Below are 16,896 nucleotides of genomic sequence, written 5' to 3' on the forward strand. Positions count from 1 at the left end.
CTGACTGGGTGGGACCAAGTCAGCGAAGGGATGTGGACGAATCATGGCAACACTCGTCGCCATCGGTTACCCCGACGAGACCACCGCGACCGCCGCGTCGCTGGAGGCGCAGCGGCTCGCCAAGGACCTCATCATCCAGCCCGACGCCATCGCGGCGATCATTCGCGACCGCGAGGGCAAGTTCCACGTCACCACCAATCATCACGCGGTGAAGGGCGGTACCACCTGGGGAATGTTCTGGGGTCTGCTGTTCGGCATGCTGTTCTTCATCCCGTTCCTCGGCATGGCCGTCGGCGCGGGGTTGGGGGCCCTGATGGGCAAGATGACCAAGGGCGCGATCAACAAGGAATTCCAGTCCCAGGTACGCGACATGCTCCAGCCCGGCACGTCGGCGTTGTTCCTCGTGGTCGAGCAGGCCACGCCCGACAAGGCCGTCGAGGGGCTGGCTCGCTTCGGCGGCACGGTGCTCAAGTCGTCGCTGCCCAAGGAGACCGAGGCCGAGTTGCAGGAAGCGCTGCACGGCGGGGACGAGGGCCGGCAGGCCGACAGTTCCTCCACCACATCCGGCTGACCATCGCCGCGGTCACTCACCCGAGGAGAAGATGCCGACCCGTGGACGCGGGTCGGCATCGCTGTTTCCGGTTCCGTTCACCCCGACGAGATGACGTGCGGACGCCTGCGCGGACGCGATGCTCGGGCCATGAGACGAATGCCGGTTTCGATCACTGTCGCGACGACGTTCGTGCTGCTGGGCATCGGTGGATGTAGCTCGGAAGAGCCGCCGGTGTGTGACAGCATCGACGCCGCGCAGGCCACGATGGGCCAGATCCGCAACGCGAACGTGTCGGAGAACGGTCTGAACGAGCTCAAGGCGGATCTGCGGCAGTTCAGCGTTGACCTTCAGCAGGTGGCCACCGACGCCGCCGCGCGGTTCGGATCGGAGATCGACGCGGTGAAGCTGGCCGCGAGCCAGTTCTCGACCAGTGTCGCCGCGGCTCAGGCCGCGCCGGACGCGACCAGCCTGGCCAGCGTCCGCGCGTCGCGGGTGCTCCTGGAGGACAGCGTGCAACGGCTCGACGACGCCGTATCGGAGACCTGCTGATGCCACCGCGGGATCCTCCGGCGGATGCCCCGTACGCCGGGGTGGAGCACAGCGAGGCGACGGGGTGGGTCGGGTTCGTCCTGCTCGGCGCGCTCATGCTCGTTCTGCTCGGTGCTTTGCACGTCGGCATAGGGCTCGTCGCCCTGCTGCACCCCGAGGTGCTGGCCGGCGGCCGCGCGGACCGGTTGGTGTCCGTGGGACTGACGGCACTGGCCTGGTTCCACCTGGTGATCGGCTCTGTCGCCGTGGCGGTGGGGGTGGGGCTGGTCCGCGGGCATCGTTGGGCGCGCATCACCGCGGTCGTGCTGGCGGGCGCCGCCGCGCTGGTGAACTTCGCCTTCGTGGACGTCCATCCGGTGTGGTCCGTCACGGCCCTCGCCATGATCGCCATCGTCATCTACGCCGTCGCCGCGCACGGTGCCGAGGTGACCTGAACGTGCCCGCCGATTCACTGGGTCGCTGGGTTCCCGGGGTGCGGACCGTGGCGACCTACCGCCGTGGCTGGCTGACCAAGGATCTCGTCGCCGGCCTGGTCCTGTCGACCCTGCTGGTGCCCCAGGGCATGGCGTACGCGGAGCTCGCCGGCCTGCCGCCGATCACCGGTCTCTACACGACGGTGTTCGGCCTGCTCGGCTACGCCCTGTTCGGCGCCTCCCGGATCCTCGTGGTCGGACCCGACTCGTCGCTCGGGCCGATGATCGCCGCCGTGCTCATCCCGATCGTCGGCTCGGGGGGCGATCCGGTCGTGGCCATGGGCCTCGCGTCGATGCTCGCGCTACTGGTCGGCCTGACCATGACCGTGGCCGGCATCGCGAAATTGGGCTTCGTCGCGGACCTGCTGTCGAAGCCGACACAGATCGGATATATGAACGGTCTCGCGCTGACCATCCTCGTGGGACAGCTGCCCAAGCTGTGCGGGTTCTCCGTCGACGGGTCCGGCCTGCTCAGCGAGGTGGCCGGCTTCTTTCGCGGTGTCGCGGCGGGCGAGGTCGTGCCGGCCGCCCTCGGGGTGGGCCTGTTCACGCTGACGGTCATCGTGGCCGTGCAGCGCTGGCTTCCCAAGGTGCCGGCGGTCCTGATCGCCGTCGTCGGTGCGATCGCCGCGACGTGGCTGCTGGACCTCGGCGAGCGGGGAGTGCAGCTTGTTGGGCCGCTGCCGGAAGGCTTTCCGCCGCTGACCCTGCCCCACGCGTCGTGGTCGCAACTCGCGCTGCTCATGGTCGGTGCGATCGGCATCACGATCGTGTCCCTGACCGACACCATCTCGACGGCGTCGTCCTTCGCGGCCCGGACCGGCCAGGAGATCCGGGCCGACCAGGAGATGAAGGGTGTCGGCGCCGCCAACATCGCGGCCTGCTTCTTCCAGGGCTTCCCGGTCAGCACCAGCGGTTCCCGCACCGCCGTCGCCGAGCAGGCCGGGGCCCGTACCCAGGTGACCGGGGCCGTGGGTGCGGCCGTCATCCTCGTCATGCTCGTCCTGACCCCGGGGTTGTTGCGGGATCTGCCACAGCCCGCGCTCGGCGCCGTGGTGATCGCCGCGTCCCTGTCGCTGGCCGACATCCCCGGCACCCTCGGGCTGTGGCGCCGGCGCCGCACCGAGTTCCTCGTGGCGATCACGGCGTTCCTCGGCGTGGCACTGCTCGGCGTCCTGCCCGGCATCGGCGTCGCCGTCGCCCTGTCGGTGCTCAACGTCTTCCGCCGGGTGTGGTGGCCCTACCAGACGGAGCTGGGGCGGGCCAGGGGAGTGCAGGGCTACCACGACGTGCGCTCGTACCCGGATGCCGAGCTCCTGCCGGGGCTGGTGATGTTCCGCTTCGACGCGCCGCTCATCTTCGCCAACGCCCGGGTGTTCCGCGATCAGGTCCGGCGGCTGGCCCGCCACCAACCGGCGCCTCGCTGGATCGTGCTGGCCGCGGAGCCGGTGACGGACGTCGACACCACCGCCGCCGACATGCTCGAGGCGCTCGACACCGAACTCGACGCCCGTGGGGTGTCGCTCGTCCTGGCGGAGTTGAAGGACCCGGTCCGGCGCAAGATCGATCGGTACGGTCTGACCGGCGCCCTCGACCCGGCGCACTTCTTCCCCACACTGGACGACGCGGTGGCGGCGTACCGGGCCCGGACCGGCGCCGAATGGGCGGCGCCCGTGCCGACGCCGCCGCGGGACGACGGCCCAGGGTGAGTGCTCACCCCTGTGGGGTGACGTGCTCCTCGCTGTGAGTGACGACCATGACGGCATGACGACCGCAGGTTACTCCGGGCACGAGCAGCGACGGCTGCACGAGGCCGGCACGACGGGCGCCGGCTGGCGCCGGTGGGGTCCCTACCTGAGCGAACGGCAATGGGGCACGGTCCGCGAGGACTACAGCGCCGGCGGGGACGCGTGGGGATATCTCACTCACGACCAGGCGCGCAGTCGCGCGTACCGATGGGGCGAAGACGGCATCGCCGGCTTCAGCGACGACGAGCAGCGGCTGTGCCTGTCCGTCGCGATGTGGAACGGGCGCGATCCCATCCTCAAGGAGCGGTTCTTCGGGGTGACCAACGCCGAGGGCAACCACGGCGAGGACGTCAAGGAGTACTACTTCTACCTCGACGCCACACCCACGCACTCCTACCAGCGGATGCTCTACAAGTACCCGCAACGCGAGTATCCGTACGGCGACCTGGTCGCGACCAGCCGGTCGCGCGGCCGCGCCGAGTTCGAATACGAGCTGCTCGACACCGGCGTGTTCGCCGACAGCCGCTACTTCGACGTCGTCGTGGAGTATGCCAAGGCCGCGCCCGAGGACGTGCTGCTGCGGGTGACCGTACACAATCGGGGTCCGGAGCCGGCTGAGCTGCGCGTGCTGCCGACCCTGTGGTTCCGCAACACCTGGTCCTGGGGCGGCTCGGACGGCACCCGGCCGACGCTGCGCGAGGTGCCGGGCGTGCCCGAGGCGTCGGTCGTCGCGGCCCGGCACGCCGAGCTGGGCGACCGGTGGCTGATCTGCCAGGGCCCGCATCGCCTGCTGTTCACCAACAACGACACCAACACCGAGCGGTTGTTCGGTACGCCCAACCCCTCGCCGTACGTGAAGGACGGCATCGACCGGTGCGTCGTCGGCGGCGACACCACCGCGGTGAACCCCACGGCGACCGGGACCAAGGTCGCGGTCGACGTCCCACTGACCCTGGCGCCCGGCGGCTCGGCGACGATCCGGTTGCGGCTCACCGACGAGGCCGTCCACCCGGGAGCCGAGGACTCCCGCACCGCGGCGCTGAGCTTCGACGAGATCGTGCGGCGGCGCCGGGCCGAGGCCGACGACTTCTACGCCGAGGTGCTCGCGCCTCGGCTCGGCGACGCCGAACGGCAGGTGGCCCGGCAGGCGCTCGCCGGCATGCTGTGGAGCAAGCAGTACTTCGGCTACGACGTGGAGCAGTGGCTCAGCGAGCACGGCCTGGATCCGCTGGACGCCCGGGGAACCCGCAACGGCGACTGGTTCCACCTGCTCGCCCACGACATCATCTCGATGCCGGACAAGTGGGAGTACCCCTGGTTCGCCGCGTGGGATCTGGCCTTCCAGGCGGTCACCCTCGGCCTGGTCGACGTCGCCTTCGCCAAGGGGCAGCTGGACCTTCTGCTGAGCCGGCGCTATCTGCACCCCAACGGCCAGGTTCCCGCGTACGAGTGGAACTTCGGTGACGTGAACCCGCCGGTGCAGGCGTGGGCCACGTACCTGCTGTACGAGCTCGAGAAGTCGCGGACCGGCCACGGCGACCGTGCCTGGTTGGAGAACGCCTTCCACAAGCTGGCCAAGAACTTCACCTGGTGGCTGAACCGCAAGGACGTCGACGGGCGCAACGTCTTCCAGGGTGGTTTCCTCGGCCTGGACAACATCGGGGTCTTCGACCGCAGCGCCCCGCTGCCGGCCGACGGGCGCCTGGACCAGGCGGACGGCACCGCGTGGATGGCCCTGTACTGCCAGAACATGCTGCAGATCGCCGTCGAGCTGGCCGAGGAGGACCCGGTCTATCTCGAGCAGGCGCAGACCTTCTTCGAGCATTTCGCCTGGATCGCGGTCGCGGTCAACCGCACGGCCGGCAAGGCGGAGGCCATGTGGGACGAGGAGGACGGATTCTTCTACGACCTGCTGCGCCTTCCCGACGGCAGTGCCACGCGCCTGCGGGTGCGCTCGATGGTGGGACTGCTCCCGCTGGCCGCGGTGACCGTGCTCGGCCCGGAGCTGGCGGAGAAGTATCCGGAGCTGCTCGACGACGCGAGGGACTTCGTCGACCGGCATCCGAGCGTGACATCCGTGCTGTCGCAGGGCCGGCTCCGTGGCGAGCGCGGCAATCACGTGCTGGCGCTCTTCGACGAGTCGCGCCTGCGCCGCATCCTGGAGCGGCTGCTCGCCGAGGACGAGTTCCTCAGCCCGTACGGAATCCGCTCCCTGTCGCGTCACCACGCGGAGCAGCCCTACCAGCTCGAGATGGACGGCCTGCGGTTCGAGGTGGCGTACCTGCCGGCGGAGTCCGACAGCGGCATGTTCGGCGGCAATTCCAACTGGCGTGGCCCGGTCTGGTTCCCCATGAACGCGCTGATCGTCCGCGCCCTGCTCAATCTCTATGTCGCCTACGGCGACGAGTTCACCGTCGAGTGCCCCACCGGCTCGGGGGAGCGGATGACGCTCTTCGAGGTGGCCCGGGAGATCTCCGACCGGCTGATGCGGATCTTCCTGCCGGACGCCGACGGGCGCCGCCCCTGCTACGGCGGCCAGACGATCTTCGCCGAGGACGAGCACTGGCGTGAGCTGGTGACGTTCTCCGAGTACTTCCACGGCGACAACGGGGCCGGCCTGGGCGCCACCCATCAGACCGGCTGGACCGGGCTCGTCGCGGTGCTGCCCCAGTTGTTCGCCGGGCTGACGGGCGAGGACCTGCTCGCACGCGGCCTGATCGGCGCCCGGCGTGAGCGAAGGGACACACGATGATGTGGCCGTCGCATCCCGTGGTGTTCGAGGTGGACACGATGCCGTGGCTGACCGAGCTTCGGCGGTGCCTGGGCCCCTCGGCGACGCTGGCCAACCTGCCGGCGCGGGTCTGGGACGAACTCGCGCCGGCGGGAACCAACGCCGTGTGGCTGATGGGCGTCTGGGAACGCAGCCCGGCCGGGCTGGAGGTGGCGGGCCACGACGCGGGCCTGCAACGCTCCTTCCGCACGGCGCTGCGGGATCTGACGCCCGCGGACGTCGTCGGATCGCCGTACTGCGTCCGGCGCTACGTGGTCGACGCGCACCTGGGTGGCCCGGCCGCCCTCGTGGCGGCCCGGGCGCAGCTCGCCCGGCGCGGACTGCGGCTGATCCTGGACTACGTGCCCAACCATGTCGCCCCCGATCACCCGGCCGTGACGGCACATCCGGACTGGTTCGTGCAGGGCACCGCGGCCGAGCGGGCTGCGGCCCCCGACGCGTGGTTCGACCTCGGCGGACGGGTGCTGGCGCACGGCCGCGACCCGTACTTCCCGCCCTGGCCCGACGTCGTGCAGCTCAACGCCTACCGGGGCGAGGTGCGCCAGCGCACCGCGGAGGTCCTGGGTGCCATCCTCGACCAGTGCGACGGCGTCCGCTGCGACATGGCGATGCTGCTGACCAACGACGTCTTCGGCAAGACCTGGGGCGAGCACGCGGGGCCGGCGCCGTTCGAGGAATTCTGGCCCGTGGTCATCGGGCGGCTCCGCCGACGGCACCCGGGCGCGGTGCTGATCGCCGAGGCGTACTGGGACATGGAGTGGACGCTGCAACAGCACGGCTTCGACTTCTGTTACGACAAGCGCCTGTACGACCGCCTCGCCCATGAGGACGCTGATGCCGTACGGATGCACCTCGGTGCCCGCCTGGACTATCAGCACCGGCTCCTCCGCTTCACCGAGAACCACGACGAGCCCCGTGCCGCCACCGCCCTGCCGGGCGGTCGTAACCGTGCCGCCGCGGTGGCCGTGGCCACGCTCCCGGGCGCCACGCTGTGGCACGAGGGCCAGCTCGAGGGGCGACGGGTACGGCTGCCGGTGTTCCTGGGCCGGCGCCCGGACGAGCCGGTCGACGGTGACCTCGCCAGGTTCTACCGGCGGCTGATCACCGCCGCGGCGGCGCTGCGGCGAGGAAGCTGGACCCTGCTCGGCGTCACCGGCTGGCCGGATAACCCCACGCATCGCGACCTGCTGGCCTGGGCCTGGCACGGCGGCCTGCCGCACCATCTGGTCGTCGTCAACCTGGCCGACCACCCGTCGCAGGGCCGCGTCGTGCTGCCGTGGGAAGCCCTGCGCGGCCGCTACTGGCGGCTCACCGACATCGACGGCCGGGTCTATCAGCGTGACGGCGCCGAGCTCGCGGGCGCGGGACTCTATGTGGACCTGCCGCCGTGGGGCGCCCACGTGTTGGCCCTGGAACGGGGCTGACCGTTCCCGGCCGCGTCCTGGAGCGGCTGGACCGCCTGCAACAGCGGAGGGCGGCTCTGGGATTCGCGTACGCGGTGGTCCGCAAGTACGCCGACGACGGCGGCGGCCGCGAGGCGGCGCTCATCACCTACTACGGCTTCCTCAGCATCTTCCCCGCGTTGCTGCTCGCCGAGGCGGTCGTCGGCCGGGCCCTGTCCCGGCATCCGGAGCTGCGGCAGCGGCTGTTCGTCGCCATGGTGCCGCCGTCGCTGCAGTCCACGGTCGCCAGCGCGGCGACCGCCGCACCGGCCTCACGGGTGGCCGTCGCCGCCGGCGTCATCGCGCTGCTCCTGTCCAGCACCGGCGTGGTGCTCACGGCGGCGCGGACGGTGAACCATCTGGCGGCGGTTCCGCACCGGCTGCGTACCGGGACGATCTCCCGCCCGGTCCGGGCGGTCGCCGCCCTGATCCTCATCCTGGGCGGTGCGGTGACCGTCGGCTGCCTCGTGGTGGCCGTCACGGCCTGTCCGGGCGTGCCCTGGATCTCGCACGTCCTGGCGGTCATCGGGGAGGGCGCGATCGTCTTCACGGTCCTGTTGCTCGTCGCCCGCCTGCTGCTCCTGCGCCCGGCGCCGACGCGGGCGTTGTGGCCCGCCGCCGCACCCGCGGCGGTGGCCGCGACGATCACTCTGGAACTGGGCGCGGTGGTGCTGCCGCGTCTGGTGCGCCAGGCCGGACCCGTCTACGGCGGCTTCGCCACCGTCGCCGGCATGTTCACGCTGCTGTACGTGCTGAGCATCGCCCTGGTGTTCGCCGCGGAGATCGCCACGGTGCGCGAGGCCCGGCTGTGGCCGCGTGCCGTCGACCGGAGTCGGCCCACCGTGGCGGACGCCCACGCCCTCGCGCTGCTGGCCCGGGAACAGGAACGCATCCCCGGCCAGCGGGTCGAGTCCCGGTTGCCGACCGGACCGCCTACGCCGCCGGCCGGCCGAGGTGGCGGGGGAGCAGAGCCGCGGCGATCAGGCCGATGACGCCGGCCGCCGCCACGGCGACCATCGCCAGGGCGTACGACCGCTGCGGTGTCGACGTGAGGCCCGCGACGAGGATCGTGCCGGCCAGCGCCGCCCCGAGCGAGGAGCCGAGGTTGGAGACGCTGCGGGACAGGCCGGAGATCTCGCCCTGCATCTCCTCGCCGAAGCTGGACTGCACGATGTTCACCGACGGCGTCAGCATCGCCCCGAGCCCCAGCCCGATCAGGCAGAGCCCCGGCAGGAAGGTCCACACGCTACTCGTGCCGCTCACCATCAGCAGCAGGGTGACGACGCCAGCGATGGTGACGATGAAGCCGGCCACGATGATGGTCCGCTGGGCGCGCCGTCGCGCGAGCCGTTCGGCGGCCAGCGAGGACGCCAGCAGGCCGGCCGTCGTCGCGGTGAAGATCATGCCCGTCTCGACGGCGTTGTAGCCGCGCACCACCTGCAGGTAGGCCGACACGGTGAAGGACGTGCCCATCAGCATGAGCCACTGCACGTTCTGCGTGATCAGGCCCAGGTTCGACGTGCGGTTGTCGAACAGCGTCATCGACAGCAACGCCTCCCGGCCCGCGCGTTCCTTGGCCCGCATCGACACGAAGAACCACGTCAGCACGAGGGCGCCGGCGAGGAGCAGACCGCTCATCAGCCACAGGCTGTTGTCCGCCGCCAGGATGCCCGTGACGATGAGCAGCAACCCGACCGCCGACAGCACCGCGCCGCCGACGTCGAACGGCCGCGTGGGATCCGGCGGCAGCGGGTCGCGGACCCAGCGCCGGCTCAGCACGACGATCAGCGCGACGATCACCGCTTGCAGCACGAAGGCGGCGCGCCAGCTGAACGCCGAGGTGATGAACCCGCCGATCAGCGGTCCGGCCGCCGCGCCGATGCCGCCCAGGGCGCTGATCGCGCCGAACGCCCGGGCCCGCGAGGCGAGGTCGGTGAAGAGCAGGGTCGTGAGGATGTAGACGGGCGGAATCAGCAGCGCCGTGCCGACGCCCTCGAGAATCGAGTTGCCGAGGATGAGCACGCCCAGGCCCGGCGCCACCGCGCTCAGCAGGGCGCCGACTCCGTAGATCACGAGCCCGACGGTGAAACACCGTTTGCGGCCGAAGCGGTCGGTCAGCTTCCCACCCGGGATCATCAGCGCCGCCATCACGAGCAGGAAAATCGTGATCGCGATCTGTACGCCCTGCACCGTCGTACCCAGGTCGGTGCTGATGTCGTTGATCATCACGTTCATGTTCGAGCCGGCGAAACTGCAGATGAACTGCGCCAGCGCGAACGGGATGAGCGCCCGGCGCAGCTCACCCTTTCCCGCCTTGACCCGCTCAGCCATCGCGCATCCACCCCTGTCCGGCCCGTGACGTCCGGCCGGCCCGGACCTCCACAGGGGCAGGATCCGCGCCCTGTCACGCGCCGGCATCCTCCGCCGCGCATGAGCGCCGCCCGTCGGCGGCATGACATCGGCTGTTCTCACACATTACGAGAAGATTTCATATCCGGCCGTACGGGATTATTGATTGATGGTTGTCTATGCATTGCCATCGCATACCCGAACGTTTCCCATGAGGGGAGTCCGGATGAGACGCCTTGTCCGCACCGCAGGTCTGCTCTGCGCCGCCGGAGGTCTGGTGCTGGCCAGCCTCCTGACCTCGATTCCCGCCGCCCACGCGGCGACCACCGTTCCGGTCACGCTCGACTGTCAGGGCCGGCCGCCGGTGGGCTCACCGCAGCAACTGCCGCTGTCGACGTCGATCCAGGCCGACGGCCCGGCCACGGTCGAGGCCGGCGCCGACTTCGACCTGACGCTCGCGCCCGACTCGATGACCGCGCCATCGACCGCGGGCGGGTTCACGGTCAACAACCTTCGTACGCTCGTGCTCAGGGTGGCCGTGTCGCCCGGTGCCAGCGTGCAGTCAGCCACCCTCAGCGGCGGCGTGAACATCGGGTCCGGCACGCCGACCGTCGCACACACCACCGACCTGGTAACGGCCACCGTGCCCGGTCCGATCGGCGGCGGCACCACGTTCCAGTTGCCCACACTGCACCTGCGGCTGACCGCGACCGGCGCGGCCGGAACGGCCATCGTCACCACCCTGGCCGGTACCAGCTACGCCGACCCGAGCCTGACCTTCACCGCCAACGTGCGGCTGGGCCCGCTCTCGGTGAATGTGCCGACCTCGTGCTATCCCACGCCGTCGCCGATCTTTACGAGTACGACCATCGCGTGACTCACGCGGTAGCGAAGGACCTTCTACCTAGATCATAGTTGGGGCACCCGGGCGCCCGCGAACCCGTCGCGCCTGATTCGCGTCCTGTTTCAATCGTGCGGCGCCGCACTGGTGTGCGGCGCGTCCCCGTCGCACATTGGTCGCCGCGAGCCGGCAAAAGCCAACTCGAACACTCGACGGGGGAGCGTTCAGTTTGTCGATGATCATGGTGACCGTCTGGCATGACACCAGTGCCGTCCTGGGCGCCCATTGTGGCCCGGTGCGGCCGAGAACAGCGCCGAGGGTCGGCGGGTGTCACGCGGACGCCGCGCCGAGTGCGGCGCGGCAGATCGCCGTGCGGGTGCGGCGCAGGGAGGAACGCCGGTTGGTCCGGTAGGCCGGGGACCGCGCGGGTGTCCGATCGCCGATCGGCCGCCCGCGCGGTGTGCCCCCGTCCCAGGTGCTACTGCGCCCAGGGCGGCGTGCCGATCGGGGTGCCGTCGGCGGTGCGGGGGACGAACCCGGCGCGGATCGCCACGTACGCCTCGGCCGGCTGGTCGCCGGGGTTGCCCAGTTGGATCGGCTCTCCGGCCGGCACCACGGCGACGTCTCCGGGGCCGAGCGGCTCGCCGTCGGGGCTGAGGTGGATGGTGCCGGCGACGACCATGAAGATCTCGTCCTGGTCGAGGGTGTGTGCCTCCGGCGACCGCAGCCCCGGCTCTACCGTGATCCGCCACGTGCAGATCTCGGTCGAGCCGCGGCTGGGGGCGGCCAGTGCGGTGAATTCGACGCCGGGCACCTCGAAGCGAGGGGCCCGCGCGGCGCGAATGACGTGCATTGCTCCTCCAATAGTCAATCCAGCTTGTCCAAGCTGGCTTGACTATCATGAGGACATGGCGGCATCGGCGCAACCCCTCGACTTCGGCATCCTGCTCGCGCTCGGATACCAGAACTTCGTCCGCGACCTCCGCGCCTTCCTGGCCGAGCAGGGCTTCGACGACCTGGGCCGCTCCGACGGGTTCGTGTTCCGGGAGCTGGGGACCCGTCCGATGACGGTGAGCGACCTGGCCGCCCGGCTCGAGGTGACCAAGCAGGCCGCGGCCCAGATCATCGACGACATGCGGCGGCGCGGCTATGTCACGCGTACCCCGGACCCGGACGACCGCCGCGCACAGCGGCTGGAGTTGACCGCCCGCGGTAAGTCGGCTCTCGCGGCCGCGCGCCGTTTCCACCAGCGCTACGAACGGCGCCTCGCCCGCGAGCACGGGGCATCGGCGGTCGGTGCGCTGCGGGGCGTTCTCAGCGCGATGGCGACCGAGGCCGACGAGACGCCGGATCCCCGGCTGCGCGCGCTCTACCTGTAGGGCGGGAGCCGCCGCCGAAAACGTCAGAGCGTTCGCCCGGGCGGCCGCTCATCGCGGTTCGGACCCGACACACCCCCGTGAACTGGCAAAATGGGCCAATAGACACCATGGGTCCGGTAGCCCTGTGCTGATGCTCGGAGGGGCGGCGATGGGAACTGGGACGTTGTGGGCGCGACGCTGGCTCCGCGGAACCGAAACCATGCTGGGGCAGGTGCGCACCCTCTTCCTGGGGATCCTCCTGGCCTGGCCCGTCTTCGGCCTGTGGGGGCTGCACGGTGCCGACCCGCGGATCGCGATAGCGGTTGTGGTGCTCGCCCTCTCGGTGAATACGTGGCTCTACCTGGGATACCGGCGGCAGCGCTTCCCGTTCTGGAGCTGGATTCCCGAGGGCGTCTGCATGGGCCTGATCGCGGCGGCGTCCGACTACGGCACCACCATCGGCCTGTATTTCGTATGGGTCAATTTCCGTGCCCTGTACGGTGGCCTGCGCGAGAAGATCCTCGCGGCCGCCGTGATCTGCGGGATCATGGCGGCCGGCTTCGTCGTCCTCGACCGACGGCCTGGTTCCGCCGTCCCGTTGCTCTTCACCGCCCTGCTGTCGCTCGCGGTCAACCATGTGCTGGCCCAGGCCAGCAGCGCCAGGGACCGCTCGGCCGACCGGCAGGGCACCCTGGCGTCGGCCGGCGGTGGCCTGGTCGCCTCGACCACCCGGGCCGAGGCCATGGATGTGACCCTGGGCGCGGCGCTGAGCATGGATCGGTCCGCCGGCGCGGCGCTCATGATCACCGTCGCGGGACCCGCCATCCACGTCATCGCGGCCGCCGGGAACGTCGGCGGCGAGGCGGCGGGCTGGGTCACCGAGCTGTCCAGGCTGCCCGAGGAGATCAGGACCGCGCTGCGCCCCGGCGGGTACACGATCGTCGACGGCGGCGTCGCCGCCGCGGTGACAGAGATCCTGCGGCTCCCGCGGCACCCCGTGGTCGCGGTTGCCCCGATGGCGGCGCACGGGTCGGTCTTCGGCATGCTGGTGCTGGCTCTCGAGCGGCGCCCGGTGGACGACCTGTCGGCCTCGGTCACGACGCTGGCCGACGAGGCCGCCCTCACCCTCGACCAGTTGCTGAGCCGCTCCCGGCTCAGCGTCGTGGTGGAGCACTCCGCCGACGCGCTGATCCTGGCCGGCGAGGCGGGTTTCATCCGCTTCGTCAATCCGGCGGCCGCGTCGATGCTCGGCTGCTCGAGCGACGAACTCCTGGGCCGGGGTCTCTGGTCGCTGGTGCACGAGGACGACCTCGGGACGCTGCGCGGCGGGGCGACGCCGAACCTGTCGCCGTCGGCGGCGCCATGTCGCATCCGGGGCCGTGAGGATGCCGCGTGGACCGACGTGGAAGCGCTGGTCGAGTACGTCAGCGAACACGACGGATCCCGGAGCATCGTGTTCACCGCCCGCGACGTGTCCGAGCGGCACCGGCTGGAACTGGAGTTGCGGCACGCGCAGAAGCTGGAGTCGGTCGGGCGGCTCGCCGCCGGCATCGCCCATGAGATCAACACGCCGATCCAGTTCGTCGGGGACAACGTCCGTTTCCTGGACACCGCGTTCGTCGACCTCGAGCGGCTGAGCGGGGCCTACCGGGAGCTCGCCGCCGCGGTGCAGGACGACGGTGACGTCGAAGCCGCGCTGCGCAACGTCGAGCAGGTCGCTTCCGACATCGACGTCGAGTTCGTGATGGAGGAGGTGCCGATCGCGGTCTCCCAGACCCTCGAGGGGGTCAACCGGGTGGCGCACATCGTGCGGGCGATGAAGGCCTTCGGTCACCCGGGCACGGAGGAGAAGAGCCGGGCGGATCTCAACGAGGCCATCCAGAACACCATCGCGGTCGCCAACAACGAGATCAAGTACGTCGCCGACCTGGAGACCGACCTCGGCGATCTTCCCCTCGTCCACTGCCACCTCGGCGACATCAACCAGGTGGTGCTGAACCTGATCATCAATGCCGCCCACGCGATCGGTGCCGCTGACCGTGGCCGGGGCACCATCCGGGTGAACACCCGACTGGACGGCGACTACGCGGTCATCGAGGTGGCCGATACCGGCACCGGCGTGCCCCCGGAGATCGCCGACAAGCTGTTCGACCCGTTCTTCACCACCAAGGAGGTGGGCACCGGAACCGGTCAGGGACTCGCGCTGGTGCGGACCCTGGTGAGCGACCGGCACGGCGGCACCATCGACTTCACCACCACCGTCGGGGTCGGCACGGTGTTCACCGTGCGGTTGCCCGTCGCCGGGGTCGAAGGCGCGGCCGACGGCGACCGGCTGGTGGAGGCGACGCAGTGAGTCGGCGACCGCACGTGCTGTTCGTCGACGATGAGCCCCGCATCCTCGGCGGTTTGCGCCGCATGCTCAGGACCCACCGCGACCGCTGGGACATGTCCTTCGCCGAAGGCGCGGAAGCGGCTCTGGCCGCCCTGCGCGACCAGCCGTGCGATGTGATCGTCTCCGACTACCGGATGCCCGGGATGAACGGCGCGCAGCTGCTGGAGCGGGTCCGCACCGAATACCCCGGGATCGCCCGCGTCATCCTGTCCGGACAGACCAGCGAGGACAACCTGCTGAGCATCATGGTCCTCGCACACGAGTTTCTCACCAAGCCCAGTTCGCCGGAGCAGTTGGTCGCCACCGTGGAGCGGCTCATCGAGTGCCGCGCGGGCACCCCCGGAATCGGGGCGGAGGCGGACCGCACGGACGTACAGACGCTGCCGAGTCCGCCGGACACCCTGCTGAAGCTGATCGCGGCCCTCGACAGCGACGAGGCGTCGGCGCAGTCGGTGGGTTCCGTCATCGAGGAGGACCCCGCCGCGACGGCCAAGGTGCTGCAACTGGTGAACTCGTCGGCGTACACGGTCGGGCGCAAGATCAGCAACGTCGGCCAGGCCGTGGCGCTGCTCGGTCTCCAGACCGTCCGGAGCCTGGTCTGCATGCACGACCTGATCCGCACGTTCGACGTGACCGGCGACCTTCCCGCCGAATGGATGGAAGCGTTGACGTTGCACGCCATCGAGACGTCCCGGCTGGCCCGGATGTTCGCCGAGGACACCGAATGGGAGAGCAACGCCTTCACCGCGGGCCTGCTGCACGAGGTCGGGCAACTCGTCCTCGCCTCGGTGCGACCGCGGGAGTTCGTGCGGGCCCTCGAGGCATGGCGTGACCCCGCGCGGGAAACGGAGGAGGAGACCTTCCTCTGCGCGGTGGAGTCGACGGTGCTGGGCTCCACCCACGTCGACGCGGGCACGGGACTGCTGCGCTTCTGGGGGCTGCCGGACGCGGTGATCGAGGCGGTCTCCGGCCACGCGACCACCGCGCAACCGCACGCGGCGGTCGACGCGTCCAGCGCCGTGGTGCTGGCCCACCTGGTGGTGGAGGCGGATCTCGGGCCGGTGTGCGGACTGCCCGGTGCCACCGCCCTCGACCTGAACCTGCTCGACGAACCGTCCCGCGCGGCCATCACGCGGTGGCGACGCCAACAGTCTCGCAGAGCTGACTAGCTGACGTACGCCTCGTCATCGTCGACGACCATCAGTGGCTCCGTGACGCCCTCTTCGAGAGCGGCGAAGTTCTTGAGCCGGGTGATCAGGCTGATCGTGATCTCCTGGCCGGCGTTGACCAGCAACATGCCCGACTTGTTGCGCACGGGGGCGGCGAGCGACATGCCCACCGCGAGGTCGCTCAGCCCGATGGCGCGGACCTTCTCGGTCTCGGATATCGAGCTCGCCTCGAATGCCTCCAGCACCTCGGGGTCGTACTCGTCCTCGCTGGCGCGCAGGGTCGCGAGCGTCACCGAGGGCGACAGCCCGTGCATGATCAGGCTGTCGTGGTCCTGGACGAACCGGAGCAGCCGGCCGGCGAACGGGATCTGGTGGCCGGAGATGCCGTCCTTCGGTGTGCCCGAGCCGTCGTAACCCTTCCGGCAGTAGCGGATGGCGTCGGCCACCGGGGCCATGCGCGGGATTCCGGAGATCAGTTGCTCGGCGACGTGCGGCAGTTGGTCCACCATGACCTGCTCGGCGGGGGTGAGATCGGCGGGGTTGTCGAGCTTTTCCGCCACGCTGGGGGGCAGCGCCACCACGCCGAGCTGGGACATGTCGACGGCCAGTTCCACCGCCCACCGGTCCTGGACCTCCATCTGGTCCAGGATGGCGGTGGCCACGCGGCGCATCCGGGCCGCCCGCCCGAACGCGAGCGGGCTGGACAGCGACAGCACGTCGGTCAACGCCTTGACGCTGCCGCGCAGCGTCTGTTCCAACAGCTCCCGTTCGGCCACGACCAGCCGGTGCTGGGCCACGCAGTCGCGCAGGGCCTCGGTCATGGTCTCGGTGTCGACCGGCTTGAGCACCATCCGGAAGACGTGGCCGGTGTTGACGGTCGCGGCGGCGTCGGCGAGGCTCGTGTGGCCGGTGAGCAGCATGCGAGTGCTGGTGGGCGAGACCTTCGCGGCCGCGGCCAGGAACTCGGCACCGTTGATGCCGGGCATCAGAAAGTCGGAGACGATCACCTCGAAGGGATCGACCGCCTTCATCGCGAAGAGGCCCTTCGCGGCGCCCACGGCGGTCTCCACCGTGAAATCCTTGCGCAGCTGCCGCCGGAGCCCGTCGAGGAGGTTCGGCTCGTCGTCGACGAGCAGGATCCGGGGACGATCGACGGGGGTCGTCATGCCAGCTCCTCGTGCTCGACCGGATCAGTGCTCGACCGGATCACCCGAATATACCTTCAAGCCGG

14 protein-coding genes are annotated in these 16,896 nt (G+C 70.4%); 11 read left to right on the plus strand and 3 right to left on the minus strand.

Translation table 11 applies throughout. The features are described from left to right. The first annotated feature begins 43 nt into the window (after positions 1-43). The 7 genes from AB0M36_RS05320 (at position 44) to AB0M36_RS05350 (ending at position 8,548) form a co-directional block, all read left to right on the plus strand. Positions 44-571 (plus strand): DUF1269 domain-containing protein, encoded by a 528-nt coding sequence (locus AB0M36_RS05320; RefSeq protein ID WP_364152766.1) that lies wholly within the window; start codon positions 44-46, stop codon positions 569-571. A gap of 129 nt (positions 572-700) precedes the next feature. Beyond that, the gene (locus AB0M36_RS05325; protein WP_364152769.1) at positions 701-1,102 is read left to right on the plus strand and encodes a hypothetical protein; all 402 of its coding nucleotides are present in this window, start codon (positions 701-703) and stop codon (positions 1,100-1,102) included. Beyond that, positions 1,102-1,536 (plus strand): hypothetical protein, encoded by a 435-nt coding sequence (locus tag AB0M36_RS05330; protein ID WP_364152772.1) that lies wholly within the window; start codon positions 1,102-1,104, stop codon positions 1,534-1,536. The genes AB0M36_RS05325 and AB0M36_RS05330 overlap by 1 nt, the downstream gene beginning before the upstream one ends. Positions 1,537-1,538: 2 nt before the next feature. Then, positions 1,539-3,284 (plus strand): sulfate permease, encoded by a 1,746-nt coding sequence (gene sulP / locus AB0M36_RS05335; protein ID WP_364152775.1) that lies wholly within the window; start codon positions 1,539-1,541, stop codon positions 3,282-3,284. A gap of 55 nt (positions 3,285-3,339) precedes the next feature. Further along, positions 3,340-6,075, plus strand: a complete 2,736-nt coding sequence (locus tag AB0M36_RS05340; RefSeq protein ID WP_364152778.1) for a glucosidase — start codon at positions 3,340-3,342, stop codon at positions 6,073-6,075. After that, positions 6,072-7,538: an alpha-amylase family glycosyl hydrolase gene (locus tag AB0M36_RS05345; protein ID WP_364152781.1), complete on the plus strand. Its 1,467-nt coding sequence runs from the start codon at positions 6,072-6,074 to the stop codon at positions 7,536-7,538. Before AB0M36_RS05340 ends, AB0M36_RS05345 begins: the two co-directional genes overlap by 4 nt. Beyond that, positions 7,502-8,548, plus strand: a complete 1,047-nt coding sequence (locus tag AB0M36_RS05350; protein WP_364152784.1) for a YhjD/YihY/BrkB family envelope integrity protein — start codon at positions 7,502-7,504, stop codon at positions 8,546-8,548. Before AB0M36_RS05345 ends, AB0M36_RS05350 begins: the two co-directional genes overlap by 37 nt. On the opposite strand, the gene AB0M36_RS05355 is transcribed toward AB0M36_RS05350, so the two are convergent. Beyond that, positions 8,490-9,887 (minus strand): MFS transporter, encoded by a 1,398-nt coding sequence (locus AB0M36_RS05355; RefSeq protein WP_364152786.1) that lies wholly within the window; start codon positions 9,885-9,887, stop codon positions 8,490-8,492. The genes AB0M36_RS05350 and AB0M36_RS05355 overlap by 59 nt on opposite strands. A gap of 244 nt (positions 9,888-10,131) precedes the next feature. Here AB0M36_RS05355 and AB0M36_RS05360 point away from each other — a divergent pair, with 244 nt between their 5' ends. Beyond that, positions 10,132-10,782, plus strand: coding sequence for a cyclodehydratase (locus AB0M36_RS05360; protein WP_364152789.1), 651 nt, complete (start codon positions 10,132-10,134; stop codon positions 10,780-10,782). A gap of 442 nt (positions 10,783-11,224) precedes the next feature. On the opposite strand, the gene AB0M36_RS05365 is transcribed toward AB0M36_RS05360, so the two are convergent. After that, a complete protein-coding gene (locus AB0M36_RS05365; protein ID WP_364152792.1) occupies positions 11,225-11,599 on the minus strand; it encodes a cupin domain-containing protein in 375 nt (124 codons plus the stop codon). A gap of 55 nt (positions 11,600-11,654) precedes the next feature. Between AB0M36_RS05365 and AB0M36_RS05370 the strand changes: the two genes are divergently transcribed. The 3 genes from AB0M36_RS05370 to AB0M36_RS05380 all read left to right on the plus strand — a co-directional run bounded on the left by AB0M36_RS05370 (position 11,655) and on the right by AB0M36_RS05380 (position 15,665). Continuing rightward, the gene (locus tag AB0M36_RS05370; RefSeq protein ID WP_364152795.1) at positions 11,655-12,125 is read left to right on the plus strand and encodes a MarR family transcriptional regulator; all 471 of its coding nucleotides are present in this window, start codon (positions 11,655-11,657) and stop codon (positions 12,123-12,125) included. Positions 12,126-12,336: 211 nt separating this feature from the next. Beyond that, complete coding sequence (locus tag AB0M36_RS05375) at positions 12,337-14,457, plus strand: ATP-binding protein (protein ID WP_364152798.1); 2,121 nt, start codon at positions 12,337-12,339, stop codon at positions 14,455-14,457. Continuing rightward, on the plus strand, positions 14,454-15,665 hold the full coding sequence (locus AB0M36_RS05380; RefSeq protein WP_364152801.1) for a response regulator: 1,212 nt from the start codon (positions 14,454-14,456) through the stop codon (positions 15,663-15,665). Before AB0M36_RS05375 ends, AB0M36_RS05380 begins: the two co-directional genes overlap by 4 nt. Here AB0M36_RS05380 and AB0M36_RS05385 read toward each other — a convergent pair. Next, positions 15,662-16,831, minus strand: coding sequence for an HD domain-containing phosphohydrolase (locus AB0M36_RS05385; protein ID WP_364152804.1), 1,170 nt, complete (start codon positions 16,829-16,831; stop codon positions 15,662-15,664). The genes AB0M36_RS05380 and AB0M36_RS05385 overlap by 4 nt on opposite strands. Positions 16,832-16,896 lie beyond the last annotated feature (65 nt).

Origin of the sequence: Actinoplanes sp. NPDC051346, from assembly GCF_040682215.1 — a bacterium.
Classification (GTDB): domain Bacteria; phylum Actinomycetota; class Actinomycetes; order Mycobacteriales; family Micromonosporaceae; genus Actinoplanes.